Source organism: Stenotrophomonas sp. SPM, from assembly GCF_003105135.1.
Classification (GTDB): domain Bacteria; phylum Pseudomonadota; class Gammaproteobacteria; order Xanthomonadales; family Xanthomonadaceae; genus Stenotrophomonas.
The window spans coordinates 61,470-87,965 of the sequence record NZ_QETL01000001.1 but is presented as its reverse complement, the minus strand read 5'-3'; the positions used below and the strand labels follow the sequence as shown (position 1 = coordinate 87,965).

The 26,496-nt window shown below is 61.8% G+C and carries 10 protein-coding genes; 8 read left to right on the top strand and 2 right to left on the bottom strand.

Features of this window, described 5'->3' with window-relative positions; all coding sequences use genetic code 11:
• Positions 1-83 precede the first annotated feature (83 nt).
• On the bottom strand, positions 84-2,078 hold the full coding sequence (locus DCO49_RS00385; RefSeq protein ID WP_243402593.1) for an ATP-binding protein: 1,995 nt from the start codon (positions 2,076-2,078) through the stop codon (positions 84-86).
• A 271-nt stretch (positions 2,079-2,349) separates the two neighbouring features.
• The gene (locus tag DCO49_RS00380) at positions 2,350-3,459 is read right to left on the bottom strand and encodes a site-specific integrase (RefSeq protein ID WP_116862280.1); all 1,110 of its coding nucleotides are present in this window, start codon (positions 3,457-3,459) and stop codon (positions 2,350-2,352) included.
• Between the two features lie 104 nt (positions 3,460-3,563).
• Here DCO49_RS00380 and DCO49_RS00375 point away from each other — a divergent pair, with 104 nt between their 5' ends.
• The 8 genes from DCO49_RS00375 to DCO49_RS00335 all read left to right on the top strand — a co-directional run bounded on the left by DCO49_RS00375 (position 3,564) and on the right by DCO49_RS00335 (position 26,496).
• Positions 3,564-4,538 carry a DNA-binding protein gene (locus DCO49_RS00375; protein ID WP_116862279.1) on the top strand — a complete coding sequence of 325 codons (975 nt, stop codon included), beginning with the start codon at positions 3,564-3,566 and terminating at the stop codon, positions 4,536-4,538.
• A gap of 624 nt (positions 4,539-5,162) precedes the next feature.
• Positions 5,163-5,723 carry a tetratricopeptide repeat protein gene (locus DCO49_RS00370; protein WP_133249367.1) on the top strand — a complete coding sequence of 187 codons (561 nt, stop codon included), beginning with the start codon at positions 5,163-5,165 and terminating at the stop codon, positions 5,721-5,723.
• Between the two features lie 173 nt (positions 5,724-5,896).
• Positions 5,897-6,109 carry a hypothetical protein gene (locus tag DCO49_RS00365; RefSeq protein WP_133249366.1) on the top strand — a complete coding sequence of 71 codons (213 nt, stop codon included), beginning with the start codon at positions 5,897-5,899 and terminating at the stop codon, positions 6,107-6,109.
• Between the two features lie 113 nt (positions 6,110-6,222).
• A complete protein-coding gene (locus tag DCO49_RS00360) occupies positions 6,223-22,770 on the top strand; it encodes a putative Ig domain-containing protein (RefSeq protein ID WP_116862276.1) in 16,548 nt (5,515 codons plus the stop codon).
• Between the two features lie 24 nt (positions 22,771-22,794).
• Complete coding sequence (locus tag DCO49_RS00355; protein ID WP_133249365.1) at positions 22,795-23,061, top strand: hypothetical protein; 267 nt, start codon at positions 22,795-22,797, stop codon at positions 23,059-23,061.
• 1,250 nt (positions 23,062-24,311) lie between these two features.
• Complete coding sequence (locus DCO49_RS00345; protein WP_165835649.1) at positions 24,312-25,475, top strand: tetratricopeptide repeat protein; 1,164 nt, start codon at positions 24,312-24,314, stop codon at positions 25,473-25,475.
• Positions 25,472-25,735: a flagellar biosynthetic protein FliQ gene (locus DCO49_RS00340; protein ID WP_116862272.1), complete on the top strand. Its 264-nt coding sequence runs from the start codon at positions 25,472-25,474 to the stop codon at positions 25,733-25,735. Before DCO49_RS00345 ends, DCO49_RS00340 begins: the two co-directional genes overlap by 4 nt.
• Positions 25,736-25,737: 2 nt before the next feature.
• Positions 25,738-26,496, top strand: coding sequence for a flagellar biosynthetic protein FliR (locus DCO49_RS00335; RefSeq protein WP_116862271.1), 759 nt, complete (start codon positions 25,738-25,740; stop codon positions 26,494-26,496).

Genomic DNA, 26,496 nt, shown 5'->3' with positions numbered 1-26,496 from the left:
CAGTTGCCGCGCAAGCTCTGCTGATCGGGGTAGTTGCTACGTGCGACCCTCCGCGCTAAGACCGCGCTTACCCTTGCAATTCACTATGTGCCAATGATCGCCTCCGCAGCCGATATCTGCGTTGGCTCCTGCAGCTGTCTGACCAACTGCTCGCTTGAAGTGTCAGTAAGGTCCTTACGCCGAAGTCGCAGGCTTTCGATCAGCGCCCTATTGGCAAGCTCATGACCGTCGAGCAGCGTGTACCAGTTGAGGACATAACGTTTGGACTTCCCATCGTTGTGGTACAGCCCCGGCTCACCTGTGGCCCCCTTGTCGCGCAGCCGGTCAGCAATCTCAGTGTCGGCGTCAGAGATCTTTCGACCGACCAGGATCAGCTCAAACTTGATGTGATCACTGCTGAAGGCCGCGTGCTTCCTGAGAATCGCCGCATAGTCGTCTAGCTGACGCATATGCTTGATGTTCAACGAAACGCTTGGTCGCTTGATCTCGATTACAACGCAACGGTACATCGCCTTGCCGAAGCTATCGAAGTACGGCACCTTTCGGGCCAGGAACAGGTCGGGCTGTCGTGATGCACCGGCGAAAGTAGCATCGCCTTCGAGGTCGTCAGAATCAATGCCATCGATACCCGGAACCATGTCGCGGTGCTTCCGTACAATTTCAGTGAAAGTCGTCTCCTCAGCCCCCAGGATCTCGTACTGGGGGCCGAAGAGCCAAGTGTGATTCTCTATGATCTTCTGCAGATCGGGAGTCTCCCTAACCTTGGCATAGTGCTCCTGCATGAGCACCCTCAGCTCCTGGATGGCATTGATCCTTCGTTGCAGGACCTCAATTGTATTGACGATGTTTTCGAGTGTTGTTCGCTGCAGCTGAGCAGCAAGTGCACTGGATGCTTGCTGATCCAGGTCCAATACCCCGTTCAGGATTTCCCAGAGAGAATCGTTCTCATTGGACACTGCCAAGCGATCAAGGAGCCGGATGAGAACCTTGATCTGCTTCTTGTTGAGTGAGAACAGCGCTGGATCGGCAACATAGATGTTCTTAACGAGCTCTTTGGTGTTCTCAAGGCGCCAAGACGCCTCAGGAGGCTCCAGTCCCGCATAAGTGGGGAAATGACCATCCGCCTCAAACTGCGCAACCTTCTTCTCTGCCTCACTGCGCAGGAATTGCTCATAGATCGCCCGCGTAATTGCGGATACGTTCCTCTGCAGCTCCACCCAGATGCGCGAGGCCTGCGTATTGGCCTTGGGATTTAGAAGGTCGGCGGTATCGGCGTAGGAGTCTGCCCATGGTGAGGTCACATATACACTAAGATGGAAGTTCTTCTTGTTGTTCAGGCTGCTCAGCTGGCGATGAACTGTGCAGTCGGCGCTGTCGATTAGATAGACATACGACTTTTCATCGTTGGGCCTGTCGATCCAGCGAATGACGTCAACCTTAAAGGGAGCTCCTTCAAGCTCGAGCAGATGACTGTTCAACTCGTGCGCGGGGATGGGTACTACTTCGCCGTCAATGCGCAGCTGATTCCTAGTATGCAACGCCAGGTACCAACCAAAGGTCTGACTAAACGCCGCTAGCAGCTCTTCCCGAGCAGGTAGCTGGCTGTGCAGATGGCTAAGAACCACTGTGGTGCCGGAGACGCCGGTGACGTACTGCCCAACATCCTCTTCTGTGATCGAAAACTTTCGAATGTCGCTATCGTCAATGGAAATCAACGCATCCTTGCCGCGATGCCGGGTATGCCACTGAGCTCGGTGTGATAGACGGTGAAACGCGAGCCTGCCACGGCCATGCGACCCATGCTGGGCCACGTCGAGCTTCTTCGCCGAATCGTTGAAGAGGCCGAAATTGCCCTCCGGTGCGTCGAAGCGGATGCCTTCACCGTCGTCTTGCACCAATATCTCTGTGACACCGCCCAGCTCATTTCGAAGCTGGCGCACGGCGACCTCCGACGCACCTGCATCGAGTCCGTTCCACACCAGCTCGTAGACAGCCTGGATTGGGTCAGTAGACCTGAAATGCTTCTTGATGCCTTCGCCCGTGATTCGGGTTTCGCCAGTTATAGTGCCAATCGCCACGCTCGATCCTTGATGCCTGGAGGGGAGGTCGGTCCGCATGCAGAGCTCGCTGTCCATTGGACGCAGGGTGCGCGCTGGAGGTCTCAGAGACTGAGAATTTACCGCAGCCAAGCCTGCCTGTGAATGCGACTCAAGGCTGGAGGGTCCGAGCATCCCATCGCAGTCTCGCGACTTTAAAATGCCCCGGTCATGTAGGCCAATCTAGGTCGCTGTCTCCGCGTTGATGCTGGTACGTGGCACTGTCGCGGCGACGAAATACTGCGCCCTAGAGTCACTCCTTACCGCGGTCCGGGTCTTGGTGGACTTCTTCCCCATCAAGCATGCGGGCAGCGGGATTGCTCCCAACTGATCCTGCTTGGAAGTATCCGACAACACTAGCCACCGACCGGTGATCGGTCATAGCCATCAGCGCTGGCAGGGAGATGCCACGCCGGGCCCCCTCGGTGACGAAGCCTGAGCGAAGGCTATGGCCGCCAAAGTCCCCCTCCAAGCCGGCCATTCTGGCTCGCTTCTTCACGATCTTTGCCACGGTGGTTCCGGACAAGGGACCGCCGAGCTTGTTCGGCCAGACGCGGCGAAAGATCGCCCCGTCTCGAATTCCGGCTGACGCCAGCCAATCCTGCAGAGCGAAGGCGGCTTCACCCAGGATAGGCTTATCTGGACTCCCCCCGGCCACCGGCCCCGACTGCAGTGTCTTGCCCTTGTCCAGGTGATAGGCGAAGCCCCCCTCCGGGAGATGTCGCAGGTTCGCGATCGTTGCAGTGGCAACCTCACTGCGCCGGCGCCCACCACTGGCGAATGCGAAGTAGAGAAGGGCGCGATCACGCTTTCCGATCAACGAGGCATCGCAGGTGGCAGCCATGGCCCTGACGTCTGCCGCCAGCAGGGCGGTCTTCTTTGTCGGGCGCTCCCCGCGCTTGTGGGACGCACGCCGCCCCTTGGACAGCAAGGCCCTGACCGCTCGATCCTCACAGGGGTTGTCTTGGCGGGCCTGCTTGTGCGCGGCCGACAGGACCGCCACACGATGAACCAGGCTGGAGAAAGCCAGGGGCCCTGGCTTCTTTTTCAGGCCGGCCATTACCAGTGCCCGGTCTAGCTCAGGCGGAAGATCCCAGCGAAGGCCTGTGTCACCAGATCGCCCCATGTGGTCGACCACGAACTGAACCACGGCGGCGGGCGGGACGGGCAGGGTGATCGGCTGCCCATAACGGCCTTCGAACCATCCGGCCCAGTACCGCAGGGCGCTGGCATAGCTGCGGGTTGTGTTGGGGGCTTCCGCTTCCTGAAAAATGTCCCGCACGGCTTCTGCTGCCGACGCCGCAAGACGCTCAGGAACGAGATTCGGGACAATCCCATTGGGCACGATAGTGATATTATTCATATGTACTACGTAGTGCACACTATGATTGACAAGGCAAACGTTTGATAAATATGCCTTATCAGGCGTGACGTGCCAAACCCGACCTTCTACACAAGGACTTCCCAATGGCCAAGGGCATCAGCGAACTCGACGTGCACCAAGCTGCCGACGACATCATCGCAACTGGCGAACGTCCTACCGTCGAAAAAATCCGTGCCCACTTAGGTACGGGGTCTCCCAACACTGTCACGCGCTGGCTTGAGACTTGGTGGCAAACGGTAGGCCTCCGACTGCGCCAGCGCGCCGTTGAGGCCGCCGCACCTGGTGTACCGGAGCGGGTGGCAAACCTAAGTCAGCGGCTGTGGCAGGCAGCCCTGCAGGACGCTGGCGAACTGGCAGTGGCCCAGACCGACTCCGCGCGGCAGGCCTTGGATGAACGTGAGCGAGCCCTGGAGAGCGAGCGAGTAACAATGGTCCTGCAGATTGAGGCGAGCCACAGGCGTGAACTGGAAGCCCAAGCTCAGGCGCGGGCAGCGGGAGCTGCCGAGGAGCTTCTGACCGCTCAGGTGTCGCAGCTATCCACACAAGTTCAAGACCTGCTGCGACAGCGGGACGGTGCTTATCGGCGCAATGAGCGGCTGGAGCAGGAGCTTGACGCTACGCGCCGAAGCTTAGGCGAGTCTGCTACTGCTCACGACGAAGAGAGGAGGGCGCTCCAGACACACGTAAGGGCGGTGGAGGATCGTGCACACGCGGAGGTCGACCGACATCGGCTGTCGTTGCGCTCCGCCGAGCAAGGGTGGGAGCGGGAGCGCGTTGCGCTGAGCACTGCTCTGCGCGAGAGCGAGCAGCAGGCCGTCGCCGCGACCAGTCGGGAGCAACAGGCCGTCCGCCACGCGCAAGAAGCGATCGCGCGGGCTGATGGCCTCGAAGCACAGCTGACTTCGTTAAAGGAAACCACAAACCGCCTTACTGAAGCGCTCCGTCACACCACCCCCTCTACACCCGTGCTGGACCAAGAGGGCAAACAACGGCGAACATCCAAAAAACGACGCCACAACGCCTCACCTCCACCCCTTTCGGACAAAGCAGGCCGCTAAGCTCGCGACGAGGCCACTTCCGCACCTAAGCGACGATCAACGTCGTGCATGGGGTCGGGCGGCCGAAGACATCGTGCGTACGGGCTCACCCATGTCTATCTCATATTTGGCAGGTGAGGGGGGGGGGGGGCTGGTGCTGGCGCGCTGCTTCGTGCTTGATCTGCTCCCGCTTGGACGCCTGCTGGCGGACCTGTGCCGCGTAGGCCGCACCGATGGCCTCACCGGCCTGCTTAACCGCAGAGCGACACTGGCTGATGGCACCGACCAGCCGCGACAGGCGCGCCGCTGGGCACCGGTCCAGTGGCGGTCACCGCCAGCACCAGCCTGGCCATGGATGACGGGCATAGCGATCTGGCCGGGCTGATCGCCTGCGCCGATGCCGCACTGTACCGAGCAAAGGCCGAAGGCCGCGACCGGCGGGTGGCGGCTGCCCAAACGGCCTAGCGCGATTGCCCATCGCCGCCAGCGCCTGCTGGCGATGCGGCGTGCGTGGCTGGGTCGCCGCAACGCGCAGCGTCCTTGGAGTTGGCGATCAAGGTGGCAAACGGCGCTAGCAACGATTGCCATTCGGCCGGGGTGCGCTATCCTCCGTCCCTGCTGAATCCATAGCCGAGGCGGTTTGCGTTGGACATTCTGGATGCTGAAGAATTGTTTCATGTCTCCCTGAGTGCCATGCGCCAGGGGCGGGACGGTGAAGCGCTGGAAGCGCTGAAGCGATTGCTGGCTGTCGAGCCAGACCACGCAGATGCGCGCCATCTGCTGGCTGCGCTCTACGCCCAGTTGGGCATGATGGCGCGCGCCGAGGCATGCTGGTCCGCCCTGCTGGATCTGGCCCCGAGCCATGAGGCCGCACGCTTTCAGTTTGGCAAACTGCTGACGCTCAAGGGGGATGCCGATGCTGTGCAGCAGGTATTGCAACCCTTGATCACGCGTACTGACGATATCGGCTGCTACGCCCAAGCGATGGTCGCCGGCAGTACGGGCGATGACCTGCAGATGGAGCGATTGCTGGCTGAAGGCCTGTCGCGAGCCCAATCCAACCCCGCCCTGGCGGGTGATATGTCGCAGTGGCTGGAACATCTGCGACGATCGCGCGACGGCGGTCCGGTTGCTGCGCCGGCCCCCTCTCTGCCCGAAGTGGCTGAACCAGTCTCCGTGCGCCTGAGCCGCTACGGTCAGCACTGACGCCGATGAGCTTGGGACCGGTTGGATCCGCATCGGCGCTGATGTCCCTGCTCAGAGCGGAGCTGGGTGCCGGTGCACGAACAAGGAAGGGTGTTGACGCGGCCCCTGCAGGAGCAGAGGCAGCGCCGGCAGGCGCTGTGCACCCCTCCTTGCGGCAACAGCTGGTGGAGGCGATGCGTGCGGTCGACATCGACGACCCCAAGGCCGTGAGGTCTGCACGCAGACGCGTCATCAGGATGGTGCTGATCGCGCACTTTGGTGCTGATCTTCGCGAGCACAGTCACTGGGAGGCCATGCTCGACTCCATCGAAGCCACCCTGGAACAGGACGACCGCCACCTCGCCCAATTCAAGGCACTCCTGGCGCAACTGCAGCGCCAGTCCTGACCACTTCTGCCGGCTGATACGCCGGCCCTAAACTTTTCCGCTCACGCCGGGATTGCTTCCTGTGATGGCCCGAATTCCTTCCGGGCCCACATTGGAACGGCAGGGAAACGGTCATGGTCGCAGTGTTCACAGGGAATGGTCTGGGCTTGTTCAACGCAGGCCTGTCCGGCACAGGGACAGGATCGGCCCGCAATGGGCAGGGCACCGACCGCCAGTACGTGAACGTTGCCAACGGCAACCTTGTCTTCCAGTCCCAGGATGAGCAGTTGCTGTTCCGGGGAATCAGCATCGGCAATGTCCGGACCTACAACAGCATGGGTACGGTGGCCCAGTTCGGAGCGGACGGCTGGGTCACCGGCTTTGAGCGACGTGTTGAACTGCTGCAGGGTCAGGCGGGGCAGGTCGGCAGCATCATGCGCCGGCATACCGGTGATGGTGGTTACCAGGATTTCGTATATGCGGCACCAAATGTCTACCGTTCTACGGATGGCGACGGCGCGCACGACCAACTGAGCTGGGACGCCGGTACTTCCCGTTGGACCTACGTGGAGGGTTCCTCCAGAGCGACTGAAGTCTATGCCTCGCACAGCGACGCGCAGCAGCGCGGGCGCCTGCTCGGCTTCAGTGACGGCCATGCCAATGCCACCAGCTGGGTCGTTGACTACGATACGCAAGGCCGCATCACCGCGGTGCGCGATGCCGATTCGCTGGCCGCATTGCGCTTCAGCTACGATGCATCCGGCCGCCTGCAGAAGGCCGAAGTGCATGGCGAAGCAGCGGGCCAGGTAAGTGGTCGCGTGAGCTACGGTTACGACACGCTGGGCCGCCTGTCATGGTCTTTGGTGGATCTCACTCCCAGCAACGCAAGTGACCGCTCGCAATGGAACGAGGGCGGTGGCAACGATGGCCTGCTGTACCGCACGTCATACACTTACGATGGCAACAGTCTGCGCATCAAGCTGGTTCGCCAGAGTGACGGCACACTGTTGAGCTTCGGTTACGACGCGCAGGGGCGTGTCACCACGGCCACGGTGGGCGATGACAATGCCAATGACGCCGATGGGCGTGGCCAGACGGTTACCTATCGCTATGATGCGACGAACCGCCGAACAGATGTCAGTGACGCGACGGGATCTACCTGGAGTTACAGCTTTGACAGCGCGGGCCGACTGACACGGGCTGAGCTGCCTGCGCGGGCCGGCCAGCGCGATGCTACCCAATATACCTACGATGCCGATGGCAACGTCACCCGTGTGGCAACCAGCCGGGGCGGTGAAGCACTTGCGCAGACGGATTTCGCCTATGACAGCCAGGGCAATGTGCTCTGGCAATGGGAACGTGCGGGTGCCGACGGTAGCGCGCGTGCTGTGCAGCGGACCTACTCATCCAGCAACCAGATCACCAGTGAAACCCGTTACACCGGCCTGGATGCCGACGGCGCAGGGGCTAATGCCCAGCCTGCCGGGGGCGAGAGCACACTGTACGTCTATGACGCGCAGGACCGTCTCCGCTTCGTGGTCAGCCCCACAGGGGAAGTGAAAGAGTATCTCTACAACGCTGCCGGATCGGGGATAGGCCAACTGGCCAGTGAGCGCAGCTACGCCAATGCACGCTATGACGGCAGCATCACGCTTGCGGGCCTGACCGCATGGGCCACGGCCAACGCGGGTGCTGGCGGCAGCCGCGTTGACTACGCCTATGACCTATGGGGGCGCGCGTCGGGCAGAACCGAATTCGCCAGCTTGGATGCAGGTGGCAAGGGTGTGCTGGATGCCGCTGCGGTGGTGCGCAGCAGTACCTACGATGGACAGGGACGCCTGCTGAATACCCTGGCCGTTCGCGGGACGCAGAGTGCGCCGGTGCAGGAAACCACCACCTATACGTACGATGGTCTGGGGCGCCTGCTCTCCGAGGTCAGCCGAAGCGACAGCACGCTCCTGGCCAGCAGTGTCTGGAACTATCTGGACGCCGGCATGAGCGTGCGCGTAACCCAAGGCGGCGCCGGGAACGCCCAGCGGGTAACGACCGAAGTGCGCGATGCATATGGGCGCACCGTGAGCGTGAACAGCGCCAGCATCGACGGCAAGCTCAGTGTCACGCGGCGGAACTACTACGACAGCTACGGTCGTCTGCGCGCCAGCGAAGACGCATCAGGCGGCCGCCGCTATTACTTCTACGACAACCAGGGCCAATTGCAGGCCGAGGTGGGTCCGACCGGTGCTGCCGTGACCTACGAGCGGGACGCCTTTGGTCGCGTGGTTTCCACGACCGCTCACGCAAAGGCTCTGAATACAGGCAGTTGGGTGCAGGCAGGCGTGGTGCAGGTGACTGAGTGGTCGCAGTACCGCCCTGCTGTGGATAGCAATGACCGTACCGCGCGAGATGAATATGATGCTGCCGGATTGCGTGTGCGCAGCCTGGATGCTGCCGGCAACCAAGAAATATACCGCTATGATGGCGCCGGTCGCCTGTTGGAAGCCACCGGCACCAACGCTGCGGGGGATGCCGCCAGCACCCGATCCAAGCGCTATTTCTACGATGCCAGCGGTCGACAGATCGGCACCCTGGATGCGGGTGGGTACCTTTCCGAGCAGGTCTATGATGCCGCAGGCCGCATGGTGCGCAGCATTGCTTACGCTACTGCAGTGACGCCCGCGCTGCGCACGGCGGCGCAGTTGGCCGATCTGCGTCCGGCAGCACATGCTGATGATCAGGTGGCTCGCAACTTCTACGACGGCCTCAATCGTCTGGTGGGGGTGCTTGACGGAGAGGGCTATCTGACGGCGGTGGTCTATGACAGCGCCAACAATGCACGCGCAACCCGCACGTACCTGCAGCGTCTGACCGGGCTGACGGGCAACGAGACATTGCAGGCGCTGGTGACCAAGGCCTCGGCCGGAGGGATGCGCGAGAGCCGCACCAGTTTCGATGCGCTGGGCAGGGCCACCACTGAGGTCAATGCCGAAGGCACCGTTACGCGTCATGAGTACGACACGCTCGGCAATCTGGTCGCTACGCGCGTTGCTGCAGGTACCACCGAGATCCGCGAAGGCTATCTGCGCTATGACGCGCTGGGCAACCTGATTGGTGAACTGACCGGAAATGGTGCCACAAAGCCGCTGCCGGGCATGACCGAGGCACAGTTGGATGCAGTATTTGCCCAGTACGGCGTGCGACACACCTATGATGCGGTTGGTCGTCGCATTGAGAGCATCGACGCGCAGGGAAGCCGCACCTGGTACTTCTACGATGCGGCTGGGCGTGCGACCCACACCGTGCGCGGCGTCGCCGATGTGCAGGGTGTGGCCAACGCCGCAGGTGAGGTGACCGAGACACGCTACGATGCTTTCGGGCAGGTCATCGACACCATCGCGTATGCGGGACGGCTGACGATCCCCAATCCTGGCAATCGCAGCAGCGTTGCTGCTGCCATCAGCACGCTGCAGTATGTCGCTGCCACCGACGCTCGCGTGCAGATGAGCTATGACCAGCGAGGCCTGCTGACCGTACGGACAGATGGGCTGGGCAATCGCCGACGCTTTGAGTACAACGCTTTCGGCGAGCAGACCTATGATCGCCTTGAAATGGGCCCCGGCGTTGAGCAGGTCAGCTTCAGCAGCTACGACGCACGTGGTCTGCGCATATCGCAGGTCATTGGTGATGCGGCGCTGAAGACCCAACAGAGCTGGACCTACGATGCGTTCGGCCGGGTAATCAGCCGTACTGACGGTCGTGGGCAGGTGCAGCAGTGGTCGTATGACCGTCGCGGCCGGCAGGTTGCGACCTGGCAGACCGTGGATGGCGTGCAGCAGCGCCAGTCTGAAACCTACGATGCAGTTGATCGTGTTCTGTCCCGCACCAACGCCGAAGGTGCAGTGACAACCTGGACGTACGACGATGTCGCGCGGACAGTGGCAATGCGATCGCCGGAAGGCATCACCGTGCGCACCGCGTACAACCGTCATGGGCAGACGGTCAGTGTCACCGATGCTCTGGGTGCGATCACCCGCTATGAGTACGACGCCGATGGCCGACAGACGGCTGTGGTTGCCGCCGACGGCAGCCGCCAGACCCAGGCCTTTGATGTGCGCGGGCTGCTCACACGTACGCAGGATGCCAGCGGCCGCATAGTCGAGTACCGTTACGATGCCGTGGGTCGCCTGCTGCAGCGCACGGTGGATCCGCAGGGCCAGGCACTGACAACCCGTTACAGCTACGACGCCGCCGGTCGCCAGCTCAGCGTCGTGGACAACCGTGGCGTGGAGACCCGCAGCAGCTATGACGCAGCGGGCAACCTGGTCGAGACCCTCGTGGATCCCGCCGGACTTGCGCTGAAGACCACGTATGCCTGGGATGCAGCGGGGAACCAGCTTACTGTCACCAGTGCAGCCGGTACGGCCGCGGCCACCACCACTGACTATTCCTATGACACGCTGGGGCGCCGCATCAGCCAGACGGTCGACCCGGGTACCGGACGGCTGAATCTCAAGACCCAATATCGCTACGACAGCAACGGAAACGTAGTAGCCAGCATCGATCCGGCCGGCCGTACCACGCGAATGGTCTACGACGCCGACAACCGCGTGCAGTTCAGCGTGGACGCCGCCGGCGGCGTTACCCGTCGCTGGTACGATCGCGAAGGACGCGTTGTTGCAGAACGGCGCTATGCAACCGCCATTGCCCTTACCGGCTTGGGGGAGGCCGTAACTGCGGCGCAGATACAGGCAAAGCTGGCAGCTGATGACGCCCGCGACATCCAGCAGTACTTGGTCTATAACAAGGACGGCCAGCTACGGCTGAGCCTGGATGCTGCCGGTGCTGTGACCGGCATTGACCGAGACGCGGCTGGCCGGAGCGTCCGCCAGGTCCGCTACGCCAATGCCCTGGACTTGAGCTCCCGTCGTGCCGGACTGCTGGCGGGCAGCCTGGCGCCAGCAGATATCCTGGCAGGCCTGACGATCGACATAACCCGCGATGCCGTCAGTTGGCAGGTACGCGACAGCGTTGGTCAGGTACGCTATGAGGTGGCTGCCGATGGTAGCGTCAGCGAGCGCCGCTACGATGCGTCCGGTCAGCAGGTGGGCGTGATCTCGTACGCCACCCGTATTGATCTGACCGCGCAGCGGCGCGTCGATCTGGCTGCGGGCAAGCTGACCGTTGCCACGATGGCAGGCTTGCTGGCCAACACTGCGCAGAACCAGAACAGCTATGTAGTGCTTGATGCCGCAGGCCGCGTGCGCTTTGAAGTCCGTCGCGATGCAGAGGGTCGCGGCCGGGTGACCGAGTACGGTTACGAAGGCTCGATTCGAACGCTTACCACGGTCTATGGCAGCAGTGTGATCTTCGACGCCCAGCAGAGCTTGGAGTCGCTGGATGGACTGCTGGCCCCGCTGCGCAGTGCCGGCCAGTTCCGCAGCGAGCGTATCGTGGTGGACGCCGCCGGTCGGCAGCGTTTCAGCATCGATGCCAGCGGTGCGGTACGTGAAATACGTTACGACGCGCTGGGCCAAGCAGTGGCCACGGTCAGCTTCCTGCTCAAGCCGGACACCAGCAGTGTGCAGACCTTGGACACGCTGACGACTTGGGCGAACGCCCGGACAACCGCCCAGCGGCGCCTGGACAGCCGCGCTTACGATGCCGCTGGCCGCGTGAGCACGCACACCAACGCACTGGGACAGATAGAGCGTTTCACCTACAATGGCGCCGGTCAACTGACCCGGTTCACCAACACCGCGAGCCAGGTCTGGAACTACACCTACGACGCGGTCGGCAACCGGTTGAGCGAATCCTCACCGCAGGTGAGCGTATCCACCGTTGCCACCAACGGCCAGATCAGCACGGCCACCCGTGCAATCATCACGCGGTGGGTCTATGACGCGCTGGGTAATGTCGTCCGCCGCAGCGAGGATGCAGATGGCGGTGCCGCCCGCGTCACTGAGTACCAGTACGACAATCGCGGCAACCAGATCCGCACGACGCTGCCGGATGCCTGGGGCATCGATGAAGCAAGTGGCCTGTTGGTGGCCAGCGGTCAGCGCAACACGATTGAGGTCCGTTACGACACGTTGAACCGGGCCGTCGTGCAGAAGGACGTGCGCGGAAACTACACCTACAAGGTGTACGACGTACTGGGTCAGTTGGCCTACGATGTTGACCCGGAAGGCTACGTCACCAGCTACAGTTACGATGCATTCGGCAGCCAGACCAGTCTTCGCCGCTTTGCAACGGCACTGCAGTCCGGCGCGCTTGCCGGGTGGAGTGCCGGCACCGCACTGACCCAGGCGCAGTTGCGTGACGGTGGTGGACTGGTCGCGAATGCGGCCGACCGCCAATTGCTGACCAGCTACGACAGCCTGGGTCGCAAGACAGAAACCGTGTCTTCGCAGCGCGAGTACTACGGCCCGGATGGCGTTGCGCGCCAGGGAACGCCGACGGTCCGTTACCAGTATGACGGCTACGGCAACCTGCAGCGTCTTTCCGAGCTCATGTCGGGACAGGCCAACCAGGCCGACGCGCAATGGGCGCACACTTGGAGCTACTACGACGTCCTTGGCCGGACGGTCATGGTGGTCGATGCCGAGGGCTATGCCACCAGCACCGAATACACGGTGACCGGTGAAGTGGCGTCGCGCACCGAACACGCCCGAGGCATACCGCTGCAGAGCCTGAGCGAGCAGCAACCGCCGAAGCCCACCACCGGTGACGCCGTCACCGGCTTCGATCGTCGCACCCGCTTCACCTACGATGCATTGGGGCGGAAGCTCACTGAGACTGCCAGCCGCCAGTTCCAGCGTGCCGATGGCAGTGCTGGCCAGCGCGACATTCAGACCACCATCACCTACGATGCACTGGGCCGGGTAGCCAAGTCCGCGGACGAGAACGGTACGATCACCACCGCCTACGATGCGTTGGGGCGCGTGGTCTCCGTACGAGAGCCCGAACGCAAGGCGCTGCGCACCGACGCGGAGGCGCAGTTGCAGGCAAACGCTGCGTTGGATCTTTCCAGCGAAGCGCTGTATGCGCTGGTTTCGCCGTATACCACCTCGCTCTACGACGCCTTCGGCAACGCCGTGCAGACCCGTCGCTACGCCAATGGCTGGGTGAATGGGCAGGCGTCAGCCGTGGCCGATGATGGCCGAGACCAGGTCCAGACCCTGCAGTACGACCGTCAGGGCCGTCTGGTTCGATCAACGGATGCACTTGGCAACCAGCAGATCAACCGCTACGACGCGGCAGACAGAATCGTACGCACGCGGCAGACGCTCAGCGGAACCAGCGCTGAGCGCAACGCGGTGGTGGTGATGGAGTACACCTACGACCGCAGTGGGCGCCAGCTCTCCAGCACCGCACGAAGAACAGTGGCTGGCGTTGAAACGGTGGATTCGGGCGAAACGGTCCGCTACAACGGCTTCGGCGAAATTGTGGCCAAGTCCCATGCAGGTTTGGCGGGCGAGCTGCAGTACGCTTACAACGCAAGTGGCAACCTCATCCAGTCTAATGAGGGCGGGGCAGACCTGCGCCTGGGCTACAACCTGGCCGGATACCAGGTGCGGCAGACCCGCAGCAGTTGGAATGGAAGTGCCAACGCGACGGCCGTGACAGTCATCCAAACCGATCTCCTGGGTCGGGCACTGCGCACAGACCTGCCCAGCTTCAATGGCAACGCCTCTACTGCCTCATCACTGATGCGGCAGTTTGATCGCTGGGGTAATGTCATCCAGATCATCGATGGCCGCGGCTATCAGACGAACTACCAATACAACGGCTTTAACCAGATCACCCGCGATGAGCGTCCCCTGGTCGAGGTGGTGGCCGAGACGGGCGCCCGCAGCTGGGTTCGACCGGTCAATGAATGGTATTACGACGTCTTTGGGCGGCTGGTTGCTACGCGCGATGCAAATGGCAGCATGCGCACCAGCGATTACGACGCCGGTGGCCAGCTGGTGCGCTCGCGCGATGCGGTAGGTGCCAATACGCTGCTGGCTTACGACGCGTTGGGCAACCAGCGGCTGCAACAGAACGCGCTGGGCTACGTTACCTTCAAGAACTACGATCGCTTGGGCCAAGTGGCATCCATCGGTGACTACCTGCTGAACGATGCAGGTACTGCTCGTTATGCCACCACGCTGCAGCAGTATCGGCTGAACGAGAACGGCGACCGCCTAGCGGTGACCGACGCGCTGGGCTATACGGCGCTGTACGACTACGATACGCGTCATCTGGTGGTACGCAGCCAGACTGCCATGGGTGTCACGCAGCAGTTCGGCTATGACGCACTGGGCCGCAAAACTCGTGAAACAAACGCGCTGAGCGTGGCGGCCGGAACTGACCGCGATGGTCAGCAGGTGCAGCGCAATGCGTTGAGCTGGAGCTATGACGTCTTCGGTCGAAGCAGCGATCACAACGACCTGTCCACCCGCGACTTCAATTACGAATACGGCAGCAGTGGTCAGCTGCAGCGCGAGACTGGCAACGGGGGGGGCGTGGGCGATACGACCCGCAGTTACCAGTACTACGCCAACGGCCAGTTGAAGCGCGTCGAGGAAAGCACGGGCAGCTACGCCTACTACGAATACGACGCGTCCGGAAACCGCACCCTGGAGGAGTCCTACAGCCGCGATGGTGCGGGGGTGCTGGTGCACACCTTCACCCGCACCTGGTACGACAGCCACAATCGCGTGCAGCGCGTTGTACAGGACGATGCATCGGCTGGCGGCAATGCCCGCCGCCTGTTCGACATTCGCTATGACTACGACGCAGTGGGCAACCGCCGCCGAGTTCTGGTGCAGTCCAGCTACGGTGCCAACGCTGCCGCCATGCCGGTTACCAACACCGCGCCGACGGTGGCTAAAGCGGTCGCTGATCGCACGGTGCGCAAGGGCATCGTGTCCGAGTTCAACATTCTCTTCAGTGATGTCTTCCGCGATGCGGAGCAGGACGCGCTGACGCTGGACATCACCCAAGCCAACGGACAGCCCCTGCCGTCCTGGCTGGGTGCACGCTATGACGCGGCTACCGGCGAGATCATCTTCAGTGCTACCCCCGCTGCCGGCAGCGCCGATACCGATATTTCGGTAAAGCTGATTGCACGCGAGACCGCAAATGCCGCCAATTCGGTGGCGACGGTGTTCACCGTGCGCAGCCGCACCAATACCACGCCTCGCCTGCTGGACAACGGAGTGGGCCAGCTCAATGCCAAGACGGGCCGTGCCTGGGCCGCCGAGTTGCCGGCCACAATGTACTTCATTGATGACGATGTGGGCGATGTGCTCTCGCTGAGCGTGGACAGCGCATCCTCGTTGCCGTCCTGGCTGAAGGTGGACCTGAGCAACCCGTACGTGCTGCGCCTGAGCGGTACCCCCACCAAGGATGAGAGCATCACGATCAGCATCCGCGCCAAGGACCAGAACGGCGCGGCGGTGGTGAAGAAGGTGCAGTTGCGCACGGCGGCCAATGCCGGGCCGACCGTTGTTGGCACCCCGACCTTGCGTGAGGCTATCCTCGGCCGTGGCTACGCCTGGAGCCAGTCGCTCGGCAGCCTGTTCGTGGATCCCAATGGTGACCCGTTGCAAGTCAAGGTCTCCGGACTGCCGAACTGGCTGAACTTCACGTTCATCGACCAGGCCAATCCCGTGCTGCGCCTGGATGGTAACGTGCCCTCCACCGTGGCTGATGGCACCACCTATCAGATCACGCTCACAGCTACTGATCCTGACGGCCAGAGCAGCACGATGACGCTGCAGTTGGTGGCGAAGGCAAATCGCGCACCGGTGGTGCTCACGCCAGCCGGCTATCAGCTGCCAGGCATTCGCGTGAATGACAGCATGGACGTCACTGTGGCGATCAGCAGTCTGTTTACTGATCTGGAGGGTGATTCGATCATCGCTGAAGCCCTCGACATGCCGACCTGGATGAAGGCGAGCATCGATGCCGCGGCAGGTACCATCCGCTTCATCGGCAAGCCGAACAACGCCAATCAGGCCGGCTCCTTCTCCTTCCGTGTAACAGGGCGTGACATCGCAGGCCTGACCAGCACAGCGAAGCTGGCCATCCAGATCGGCAAGGACATGCCGCCGGAGAAGACACCTGGCGTCAAGCTGAATGACCTGACGCTGAGCATTGGGCGCAACTTCAGCTATTCGCTGCCTGCGAATCTGTTCACAGATACCGAAGGTGACGGGATCTTCTACTCCATGTCGATGGTCACCGAATCATCCGAAACGATCGACACGGTGCCGCCCACGACCCAGTACACGATCAAGCACGCAGCGCTGCCATCCTGGATGACGTTCGATAGTGCGACTAACACCCTCCGAGGAACTGTGCCGGCAGAAGAGAGCCAGCGCTCGTTCACCCTGCGCTTGGGCGTTCGTGATGGTCGTGGCACATCTGCCAGTGTCGCCTCGCGCGTCGGCAAGGCCGGTAATCCGGACGATCTGGACATCGTGGTTTCGCTTCGCCCCTTCGTGAACACTGCACCTGTCTACAGTGCGGGCAGCATGCCTGCACGAACGATCAACCACGGCACACCGGTTAATTTCGTGCTCCCGGCAGGTGCGTTCGTAGAGCCTGATGGCGATGCACTCACCTATTCGGGTTGGTTGCAGTTGCCTGACACCTGGGAGTACGTTCGTGACCCCCGCAACCCTACCGAGTTCCTGCCCGACCCCGTCCTGCGTGCTGGAGCGCTGGTGGAGCTGGGCAAAATTGGTCTGAGCATCAACGCCAGTACCGGCACCATCACGGGAACTCCCAGTAACCTCGAATACCTGAACTACCGCATTCAAGTTAGCGCCCGCGATCCCCAGGGGGGAGTGGGTACAGGGAAGTTTGATCTCAACGTGCTCAACGCAGCGCCGCGGGCACCTACGTTGGTCAATCAGACGGCCACCGCGGGCGCTGCGTGGAGCTACGGCATTCCAGCGTTCCCGGATGCCAACAACGAAACGCTGACCTACACGGTCAGCAACATGCCCGCGTGGATGCGCTTCGATGCGGCGACGCGCCGTCTGACTGGCACCCCCAGTGCTGTAGGCAGCTGGACGTTGACCATCAAGGCCACGGATGCCGCGGGGGCAAGTGCGTCCACGACGCTGACCATCACCACCCCGAATTCAGGCCCGGTGCTGACCAGCCCGTTGCCCTCGCATGAGACCTGGCGCAACACCGCGTGGGGTTACCAGATCCCCGCCAACACCTTCGTCGATGCCAACGGCGACACGCTTACCTGGAGCATCAGTGGCCTGCCGGCGGGTATCAATTTCGATCCGGCTACCCGCTATCTTTCCGGTTATGCCACCACGTTGGGAGCCTACAGCGTTACCGTCAGCGTCAACGACGGGCGCGGCGGCACCAACAGCACCAGCTTCGTCATCAACGTCACCAATGCCGCGCCGGTGTACAACGGCGGCCTGGTGAACCGCAGCGCGCAGCTCAATGAGCAGGTCAACTGGACACTGCCGCCGGGCACCTTCAGCGACGCCAACAGCGACAAGCTCACCTACTCCATCATGGTGGAGCACCCCGGGTATGAAGAGTACTTCTGGGATGAGCGCGATGCCGCGTGGTCGATGCGCTACGTCGAGCCGCAGTGGATAGCCTCCTATTCGCTGGCCATTGACCCCAACACCGGGACCGTGACCGGCACCATGCCGGCCTACACCCGCCCGCGTCACCCGCAGACCGGTGGCGGAGGTGGATTCATTCCCTCGTTCCGCATCAAAATCATCGCAAGCGACGGAAAGGCCACAGCCGAGGGCATTTTTGGCGGCTACGTGAACTTCGCGCCTGTGGGCGGCCAGAACAACCGGATCATCAAGTCCAACGTTGCCACCAGCATCCAGATCAATGCCTTCAGTGATGCCAACAATGATCCGTTGACCTACTCGGTCAGCGGCCTGCCTTCGGGCATGTGGTTCGATGCCGCAAGCCGCACCATCAATGGTGCAGCCGCCGCCGGCACCTACGCCATCACCATCTATGCCAACGATGGACGCGGTGGCGTGGGCACGGCCACGTTCACCCTCACCGTACAGGCCAACAACAATCCCACTGCACCCAGCATCGGCACCCTGCAGATGCAGGTAGGTACCGGTGTGGGCGTGGTGCTGCCCGAGTTCCCCGACCCGGACTACGATCCGGTGACCTACAGCATCTCCACGCTGCCGCCGGGCCTGTGGTTTGACGCGAACAGCCGCACCATCGGCGGGACGCCCTCGCAGCCAGGCACCTACTGGGTGCAGTTGGACGGCCGCGACAACCGAGGCGGTGTGGGCTCGGCCGTGTTCGTCATCAACGTTGCCGCAGCCCCCATTCCCAACCGCGCCCCGTATGTGGCCGTACAGCCGCCATCCCCGGCCGGCCACTTCCAGGCCACCAATCAGTACTACGTGCAGCCGAGCGGGTTCACGTTGTCCCCGAACACCTTCATGGACCCGGACAACAATCCGCTTACGTACACCATCCTCACCAAGCCGGCGTGGCTGAGTTACGAGTACAACGCCAACGGCCACAGCTTCTGGGGCAAGAGCAACGACACCCGTTCCTGGGCGAGCTGGACCATCACCATCCGCGCAACCGACCCCAGCGGGTTGTACGCGGACGTGAGTTTTACCGTGACCTCCGAGTACTGGGGCACCAATCCGGGTGGCGGCGGCGGTACCGTGCCGCGCCGCGTGGCCGCGTCCGCGGATGCATCGGCTTCAGCGATGAGCGCATCTTCCAGCGGCCTCGGACCGCCGAGCACCGGCCCGCAGCCGGGCGGCCCGATCGATCACATCGACTTCGAGGACATTCCGGAAGATCCGCCGGCACAGACCGAGCCACCGGTGCAGACTGCGCCGCCGGTAGAGAGCACCCCCGAGTCGGTACCGACCCCGGCGCAGTTGCTTGCTGCGCCGACGGTCACTGCCTGGGCAGGCCCGGTGCAGATTGCAGGTGGTTCGGCACCGTCTGGACTGGGCAACGTGTCTCGCGCCAGCGGCACGGGTGCCGTGCCGGTGGAGACCAAGGACTACTGGTACACCTACGACGCTGAGAACCGGATCCTGGTGAACAACGGTTCACTTCAGAACGGCCAAGTGGTGCTCACCCTCTACGGTGAGGATTCCTACAGTCTGGCCTATGACGCCGTTGGCAACGTCGTCTCGCGAACCACCAACCGAAGCACCGGTGGCGCTAGCTTCTACTGGATCGACCGCACCGCTTATGATCAGCGCGGCAACCGCCTGTACGAGTACTACACCGACTCTATTCGCAATGGCGTGTTTGAGTCAGGCAACGGTGTGCGCAAGAAGCTGGTCTATGACGCAGCCAATCACCTCACCGCGTCGATGACTTACTACTCCAGCAACAGCGTCTGGAATGATGAGGTCAACCCCGGCAAGAGCAACTATGAGATCTATGGGATCTATTCGTATGGTGGCTGGCTTTCCGCGGCCGAAACATACAGCTATGACAAGGATGGTCGCGTCAGCGTCCAGCAGAACCTGATCCGCAACAGCAACTGGGACATGACGTGGTTACGTAAAGCGGACAATACCGGTGGCCGACAGTCCAATGATCTGGGCGTACTGAAGTACGACACCGGCACTGATTACAGTGGCGGGTACGACATTGCTGGCCGCCTGGTTGGCTACAAGTACGTTACGACCCAGTACACCCATACCTACACCACGGTCTACGAGGGACGCGAAACCTGGCTGCAGAAGTCCGTGACCGGCAGCAGCACCAACACGAACTACCGCACTACGACCAACACGCTCAGCTATGACGCCTTCGGCAGGCTGATGTCGCAGCGCGAGACCACGCCGTTGAAGTCGGGCAGCATTGACGATCGCATGCGTTACTACGCCAATGACGTTGACGGACGCGTAGTCAGCCGACGGGAAGGTACGTTGGCCAGCAACGGCACCTTCAAGCAGGAAGGCGTAGGTGGGCCCGCCAACTACCGCCTGGTGCAGGCCGCTGGCCAGCAGATCGCCGAATTGAGGGAGGGCTTCCAAGGGACGTTTGCTGGCCGCGCCTACACCACCACACAAATCCAAAGCGTGGCTGGGCGTGGCGTCTACGATGCCGGTGGTGGCCAGGTGGTTGCCCAGGCCGGTGACACGCTGCGCAGCATTGCCCAGCGCGTCTACGGTACCGACCAGATGTGGTACGTGCTTGCCGATGCCAATGGCTTTGGCGATGCCGATGCGGAGATCGGGGCGGGTACGCGCATCGTCACCCCAGAAGCATCGGTGAATCGCAACGACGCCCGTACGTTCAAGCCCTACGATCCGTCATCGGCCATCGGCAGCACCACTCCAAGCCTGCCGTACATCGCGCCGCCACCGAGCGGCGGCTGTGGCACGCTAGGCATGATCATCATGATTGTGGTGATCATCGTGGTCACAGTGTATACGGCGGGTGCGGCCACGCCGGCGGCGACCGGTGCCGCAAGCGGCGCCGCAGCGGGTACAACAGCCGCGGCGGGCGCTAGCACAGCGGCAGCTTCCACCGGCGCCGCTGCCGCTGCCGGTACAGCGGCGGGATCCTCAGCCGCAATCACGTCCGGTGTCGCGTCTGGCATGAGCGCGGCAATGACAACGGCAGCCACTACCGCTGCTGCAACCACTGCCACAAGCGCGGCTGCAGGTTCGCTTTGGGCCACCGGCCTCTCCTCGCTTGCGGGCGGAAACCTTGTAGCCGCAGGAATTGGCGGATTCGTTGGCAGCGCTGTTGGCCAGGCTGCTGGCAGCGCCATGGGTGTAGCCAGCTTTAGCTGGCGTAACGCCGCTGTAGCGGGTGCAACTAGCGCCGCCACTGCCGGCTTTGGCGGCTTGGTACAGAACGGTACCGGTGCCGTATCTAATTATCTGCAGAACACCAACTATGCCCGCGCCGCAGCAACATCCATGATTGGGGGGGTGTCCAGCTACGCCGCAGAACGTGCCATTGGTGTGAATGCCAGCTTTAGCTGGCGGAACATCGCGGCAAATGCCGTCTCAGCGGCGATCAGCACACGCGCAGGCGATGGATTGGGCTGGAACCCCACGCCAGACGCCGGTGGTAGCGGGGGCTTCTGGACTGACATGGGTAACGGTGTGCTCGACGGCGTGGTTAGCCTGCACACGCGTCGCGCGATGGGCTTTGGCGACCGGGTCGACTATCGCAGCATCGGCGCGGATGCGTTCGGCAACGCGCTCGGTAATAAACTGGTGAGGGATTTTTCTGCAGGTAAGGAACTGAAGCGTGAAGATGCCGCCACCGCGCAAGGTTCCAACCAAAGCCAGTCTGCCGAGGAGGAGGCGTTCTTTGCAAAGTACGGCGACGAGCTGGCCGCCCGTGCAATGGGCCAGTACAAGAATGCAACCTCGTTGTCTCCACAAGGTGTTGGATCAACTACGGATGAATTCATCGGAAAGTATGGGTACTACGTGCCCACCGAGGCTGAACTTAATCCCTTCTCCAATCCTGCATGGCAGCAGGTCGCCGAAAAACTGTACGAAAACACGGCTCTGTACGCGATGGCAAGGGGGCTGAGCGCGCCTCCATCCTGGGATGATTCGTACGCACTGTTGGACTACAACATAAAGCTGCAAGAGCAGCTGTACGCGGCACCTGCACAAGCCACCGTGACGCAAACAGTGTTTGGGGTTATCGGTGGTGCCGTCTTGGCGGCCACCGACTACGGTCGTGAGACTGTAGCAGGCGTCGTGACGCTCACACGTAACGCAGCCGCATCAGCGCTCTACAAGTCTGACCTCGCATTGATCATGGGAGTCGAGCCATCAGCTCACATCTATAGCAACGAGTTCAGCAGGAGTATCGATGAGCTGAAGGGGATGTTCTCTGTGGACACGCCCGGAAAGATCTGGGACAACTACGCGACCACTCTGTCCAATGCAAACGCCAACTGGGCCAAGGGAGATGTGGATGGCATCATCTCGGCATCCAGAAGCTACACGAAGACCGGAATAGAGGTAGTCAGCGTTGCAACTGGTGTATACGGTGTCGGTGCTGCAGGTATAAACATCGTTCGCGCAGGTGCGAAAATTGGACGCATCCTGCTGGAGGATGCCCTGACTAGCAGTCCCATGCGGGGCTCTATGATGGCGCAACGAGGGGCAATTGGAGATCTCGGAAACGCGCGGCGTGCCGGCGTTGTGTCAGTATCCTCGGGACCGAACGCGGCTGAGATGGTCATCGAAGTCCAAATGAGACGTTTGACCGCAGAGGGGCATGGCGTTCAGAGGCATGGGCCGCAAGTAACGAGAAATCAGCTCTACCAGCGTGTGGTGGAGGGCCTGGATCCTATGACAGGGACGCGAGTTGATGGCGTCCACGGCGGTCAGCATCGGTATGCCGAACACGCAACGAAGATGAACAGCGACGCCGCGTACGTGATGGCAGAGTCGCATGCTCGGAGCAGTCGTTCCTTCAGAGACTTGACGATGAATCCGCCGCCTTCGGGCCGAATTCAGGTTGAAATTCCTTTGTCCGACGTGTTTGGATCAGACTTCAGAGACCATGTGTTTGGGATTAGCCGTTACGGGACGAAGAACAACCCGTTAGGCGCGGGTCCTACGCAGTTCAGCAACGATGCGTACGCTATCGTTCGGTACAAGCAGGACCCCGCAGGAGCATGGCTATTTGATACGATGTTCCCGCAACCATAACCAATGCCGGTGAGTTTTCTTCCAATGAATCGTCTGCCCGATCTGCTTCGAATGATTTTGAGGGATTTTTGCTTTGTTGAGTGGTACGAGGTGAATGAGTTGTCAGCCTTGGTAAAGACGGGGCAGGCGAAGTTTGATGTTGAGCAGTTGAAGCGGCAGTTGACTGAGGCTATTGATCTTCATGAATTTCCCCTGGATGAAGTAAATCAACTTACGGGGGAAGAGTTCGAGTGTAGCGATGATGCCCGGTCATGGATGAAAGAGGTTCGCACGCAGGTATTTGGTCTCTAGTCCCTGTCAAGTTGAAGTGGCTCCTCATGCCCGCAGGCTGATGAGCCAAGTTGAGCCAGCTAAGTTCCCGGGGTTCGCGCCCGCAACCCTAAGATTTCCCGCTGGCTAGGCCATGGAATTATCTTCAGAGGCGAGGCTGTCGGCGGAGCACGGGCGTGCTCGATTCGTAATAAGGGGCTAGGGGCGAGCCGACAGCATTCCTCCCGGATTTCGGCGTGGATTAGGAGGTCAAAAGGAGGCAGTACCACACCGCTGCGCAGCGGCAGCTTTGTACCGGGAACGAAAACCCCGTCCCAGCTCTCGCGAGAGTTCCTTGGGCAACTATTCCGTCGCTCGAGGTCTGTGCACTGCATTGAAGTTGATGTCTCGGATCTGGCGGCAATCAAGGGTCGAGAAGGCGTGTCCGTTGTTTCGGACGACCTTCCGCTTGATCTGAATGGTCAACTGATTGGTAACGGTGAAGTGCCATTGAGATGAAGTACCTTAAGGTTAACTGGATCCACTAATCGTCAGCTCATCGTGTTTCCTCTATTGGCTGAAAGTTTCGAAGGGCTGTGGAGTGACGTTTTCGGGCGTCTAGCGAAGTAGTAGAATGCATGGCCGCGCTGACGGCCTCTGCGATAGCTTTTTTCTTGCATGCCGTACGTGCAGCTTCAGGAAATCTGATGCTGCACCTGCCGTGACGGGATGCCGGTGCCCAGGTCAATTGCGCTGTCTAGGGTTGCCATTTTCTGAGGCCGAAATAGCTGACTGACCGTTATCAATTTGCTGGGATTGGTTGCTGTCCTATATGGAATGGCGTTTGGTCACATCGAGTGCGTGCTGTGCTACGTGAACATCACCATCGCGGGCCGGATGCCGAAGAAGCATTAGGACCGGACATTGCTAACATCCGCGTTTTCCGCTGTGCTTTTTGATGATCGGAAGCGGACAAACGTTGACGACGAATTCGCCTGTAAGGAAGCACTCCAGGTGGATGAGGTCGACTTCCTCGGCAGCGTAGCGGCCCGGGCAGGGAAGGGTTCTCTCAAGTGATGCGGGTTGATACAAGACTGTCCGGTGCCCGGCTCCTGCCTGGCGTGATGCCGGTCCTCGTCAGGGCGTCTCTACGCCCCTCAAAGTCTTAACGAAACAGCGCTTGCATTCACGTAATTTTCACGACATGATCCGCACTGAGCTGACCCAGACAGGGAATGTTCAGGGGGAGCGCCAGCGCGGAAGCTGCGGCGCTGCATGGAAGTCGACAAGGGTTGTACTCGATCATGTTCCGCAGGGATTCGCGTGCCGCGCGTTTGCGCGTGTTTTTGGCTTCAGATCCATCCAATGAAGAGCTGGCCCTGGCGCTGGCAGACGAGTTGGCCGTTGATGGCCAGCCGTTGGATGCGATCAGCGTCCTTCAGGCACACCCCGCAGCTCAGACCCCATCTTTCAAGCATCTCAGCGCGCAGCTTGCGCTGAGCGCAGGCGACTACACGCTTGCGCTGCAATGGCTTGATGATCTGCGGCTTTCCGCTGGCCGTGCGCCGGCAATCGACCACGACCGTGCGTTTGCTCTGCTCTGCCTTGGTCGCCTGGATGCCGCGCGGCAGGAAATCGACGCCGCCGTGGAGGCACACGGGCCATTGCCGGCCCTGCTGCTGCTGCGCGCGCGACTGTCGATGCTGGAAGGTTCGCCAGAGCAGGCTGTGGACGCGTTGAAGGCGCTGGAGCGTGAACAGCCCTTGGATGCACAAGCGGCGGGCGTCCTCGCGCTTGCTCTGTTCGATCAGGGCAACGATGCAGAGGCCGCTGCGCGTGCCACACAGGCACTAGACCTTCAGGCCTTCCAGCACGAGGCATTGCTGGTGCTTTCCGCCCAAGCGCTTTCGCAGCGGCTTCCGGAGGAGGCCATCGCAGGCTACCAACGTGCGCTGCAGACTCATCCAGGTTCCGGCCGAGCGCTGTCTGGCCTGGGCCAGGCACAGATGATGCTGGGTGATCTGGTTGCCGGCGAAGCCACGCTGCAACTGGCCACGCGCGCCATGCCCGAACATATCGGTACCTGGCACGCACTGGCGTGGTCGCAGTTGTTGCAGGGACGAAGGGACGATGCGCGCTCCAGCTTTGAACAGGCCTACGCCATTGACCGTACCTTCGGTGATACGCACGCTGGCCTCGCGTTGGTTCACGCCCTGAAGGGCGAAACCGCGCAGGCCGAGGATGCGCTGAAGCGTGCTAAGCGACTCTCGCCGGAGTCGATGACCGCCCGTTACGTCCAAGAAGTGCTGCTCGGTGGGCAAGGACGCGCCTCGTCCGCTGAGCAGAGCCTGATGGAGCTGCTGCAGACGACCGGCATCGAAGCGGGTATTCCGATGCCTGTGTTCGCCGATGCCTTGGCGAGCCTGCTTTCCGGGCGGCCGACGTCCCGGCAATGACCGCAGATTTTGCTATCCGCCTGCTGATCGAGACGTTGCTTGCAGCCGTCAAGATGAGCGCCCCGATCCTGCTGGCGACGCTGGTGGTGGGGCTGCTTATTTCGGTCGTACAGGTCGTCACCCAGATTCAGGAAATGACGCTGACGTTCGTGCCCAAGATCATCGTGGTGGTGATCGTCTGCGTGATGCTGGGGGCGTGGATGCTTGGCGTGGCGGTTGAGCTGGCCAAGCGCATGTTTGAAACCGCCGCCGGACTCTGAACATGTCTGCCGTCCACGACTTCCTCGCGACCTACGTGCTGGCCATGCTGCGGTTCCTGCCGACGGTACTGCTGGTGCCGCTCTCGCCCTTGCGCTGGGCTCCGGGCTTGGTGCGCATCGCGCTGCTGATGCTGCTCGCCTGGCTGGGTACCACTTTGATGCCCGCGCCGGTCAGCCTGCAGGGAGCGGCGGCATGGGTATCCGCAATCTGTGGCGAACTGTTGATCGGTACGGCCTTCGGGCTGGCCATCATGCTGCCCAACGCGGCGCTGCACACCGCCGGCTGGGTGTTGGACGTACAGGCCGGCAGCAGCGCGGGGGTGCTGTTCAACCCGGGTACCCAGAACGATACCCAGGCAGTGTTCGGTACGGCACTGATGCTGGTGGCCACCGCGCTGTTCTTCCTGCTCGACCTGCATCTGCAGCTGTACCGGATGCTGGCGGTGAGCCTGCAACTGGTGCCGCTGGGCCGCGGAGGCGTGCAGCTGCAGTGGGATGGACTGGCCGGCATGCTCGGCCAGAGCTTCCTGCTTGGCTTCAGCGTGGTGCTGCCGGTGATCCTCGGCTTGCTGCTGGTGGATGTGGGAGTGGCCTATGCCACCCGCTCCATGCCACAGGCAAATGTGTACTTCCTGGTGTTGCCGCTGAAACTGCTGGCGGCCGTGGGCCTGCTGATGGCCACGCTGCCGTTCGTGCCGACGCTGTTCGCACGCCTGTTCCGCGACGCGTACACCCGCGTGCCTTCGTTGCTGGGGGGCTGA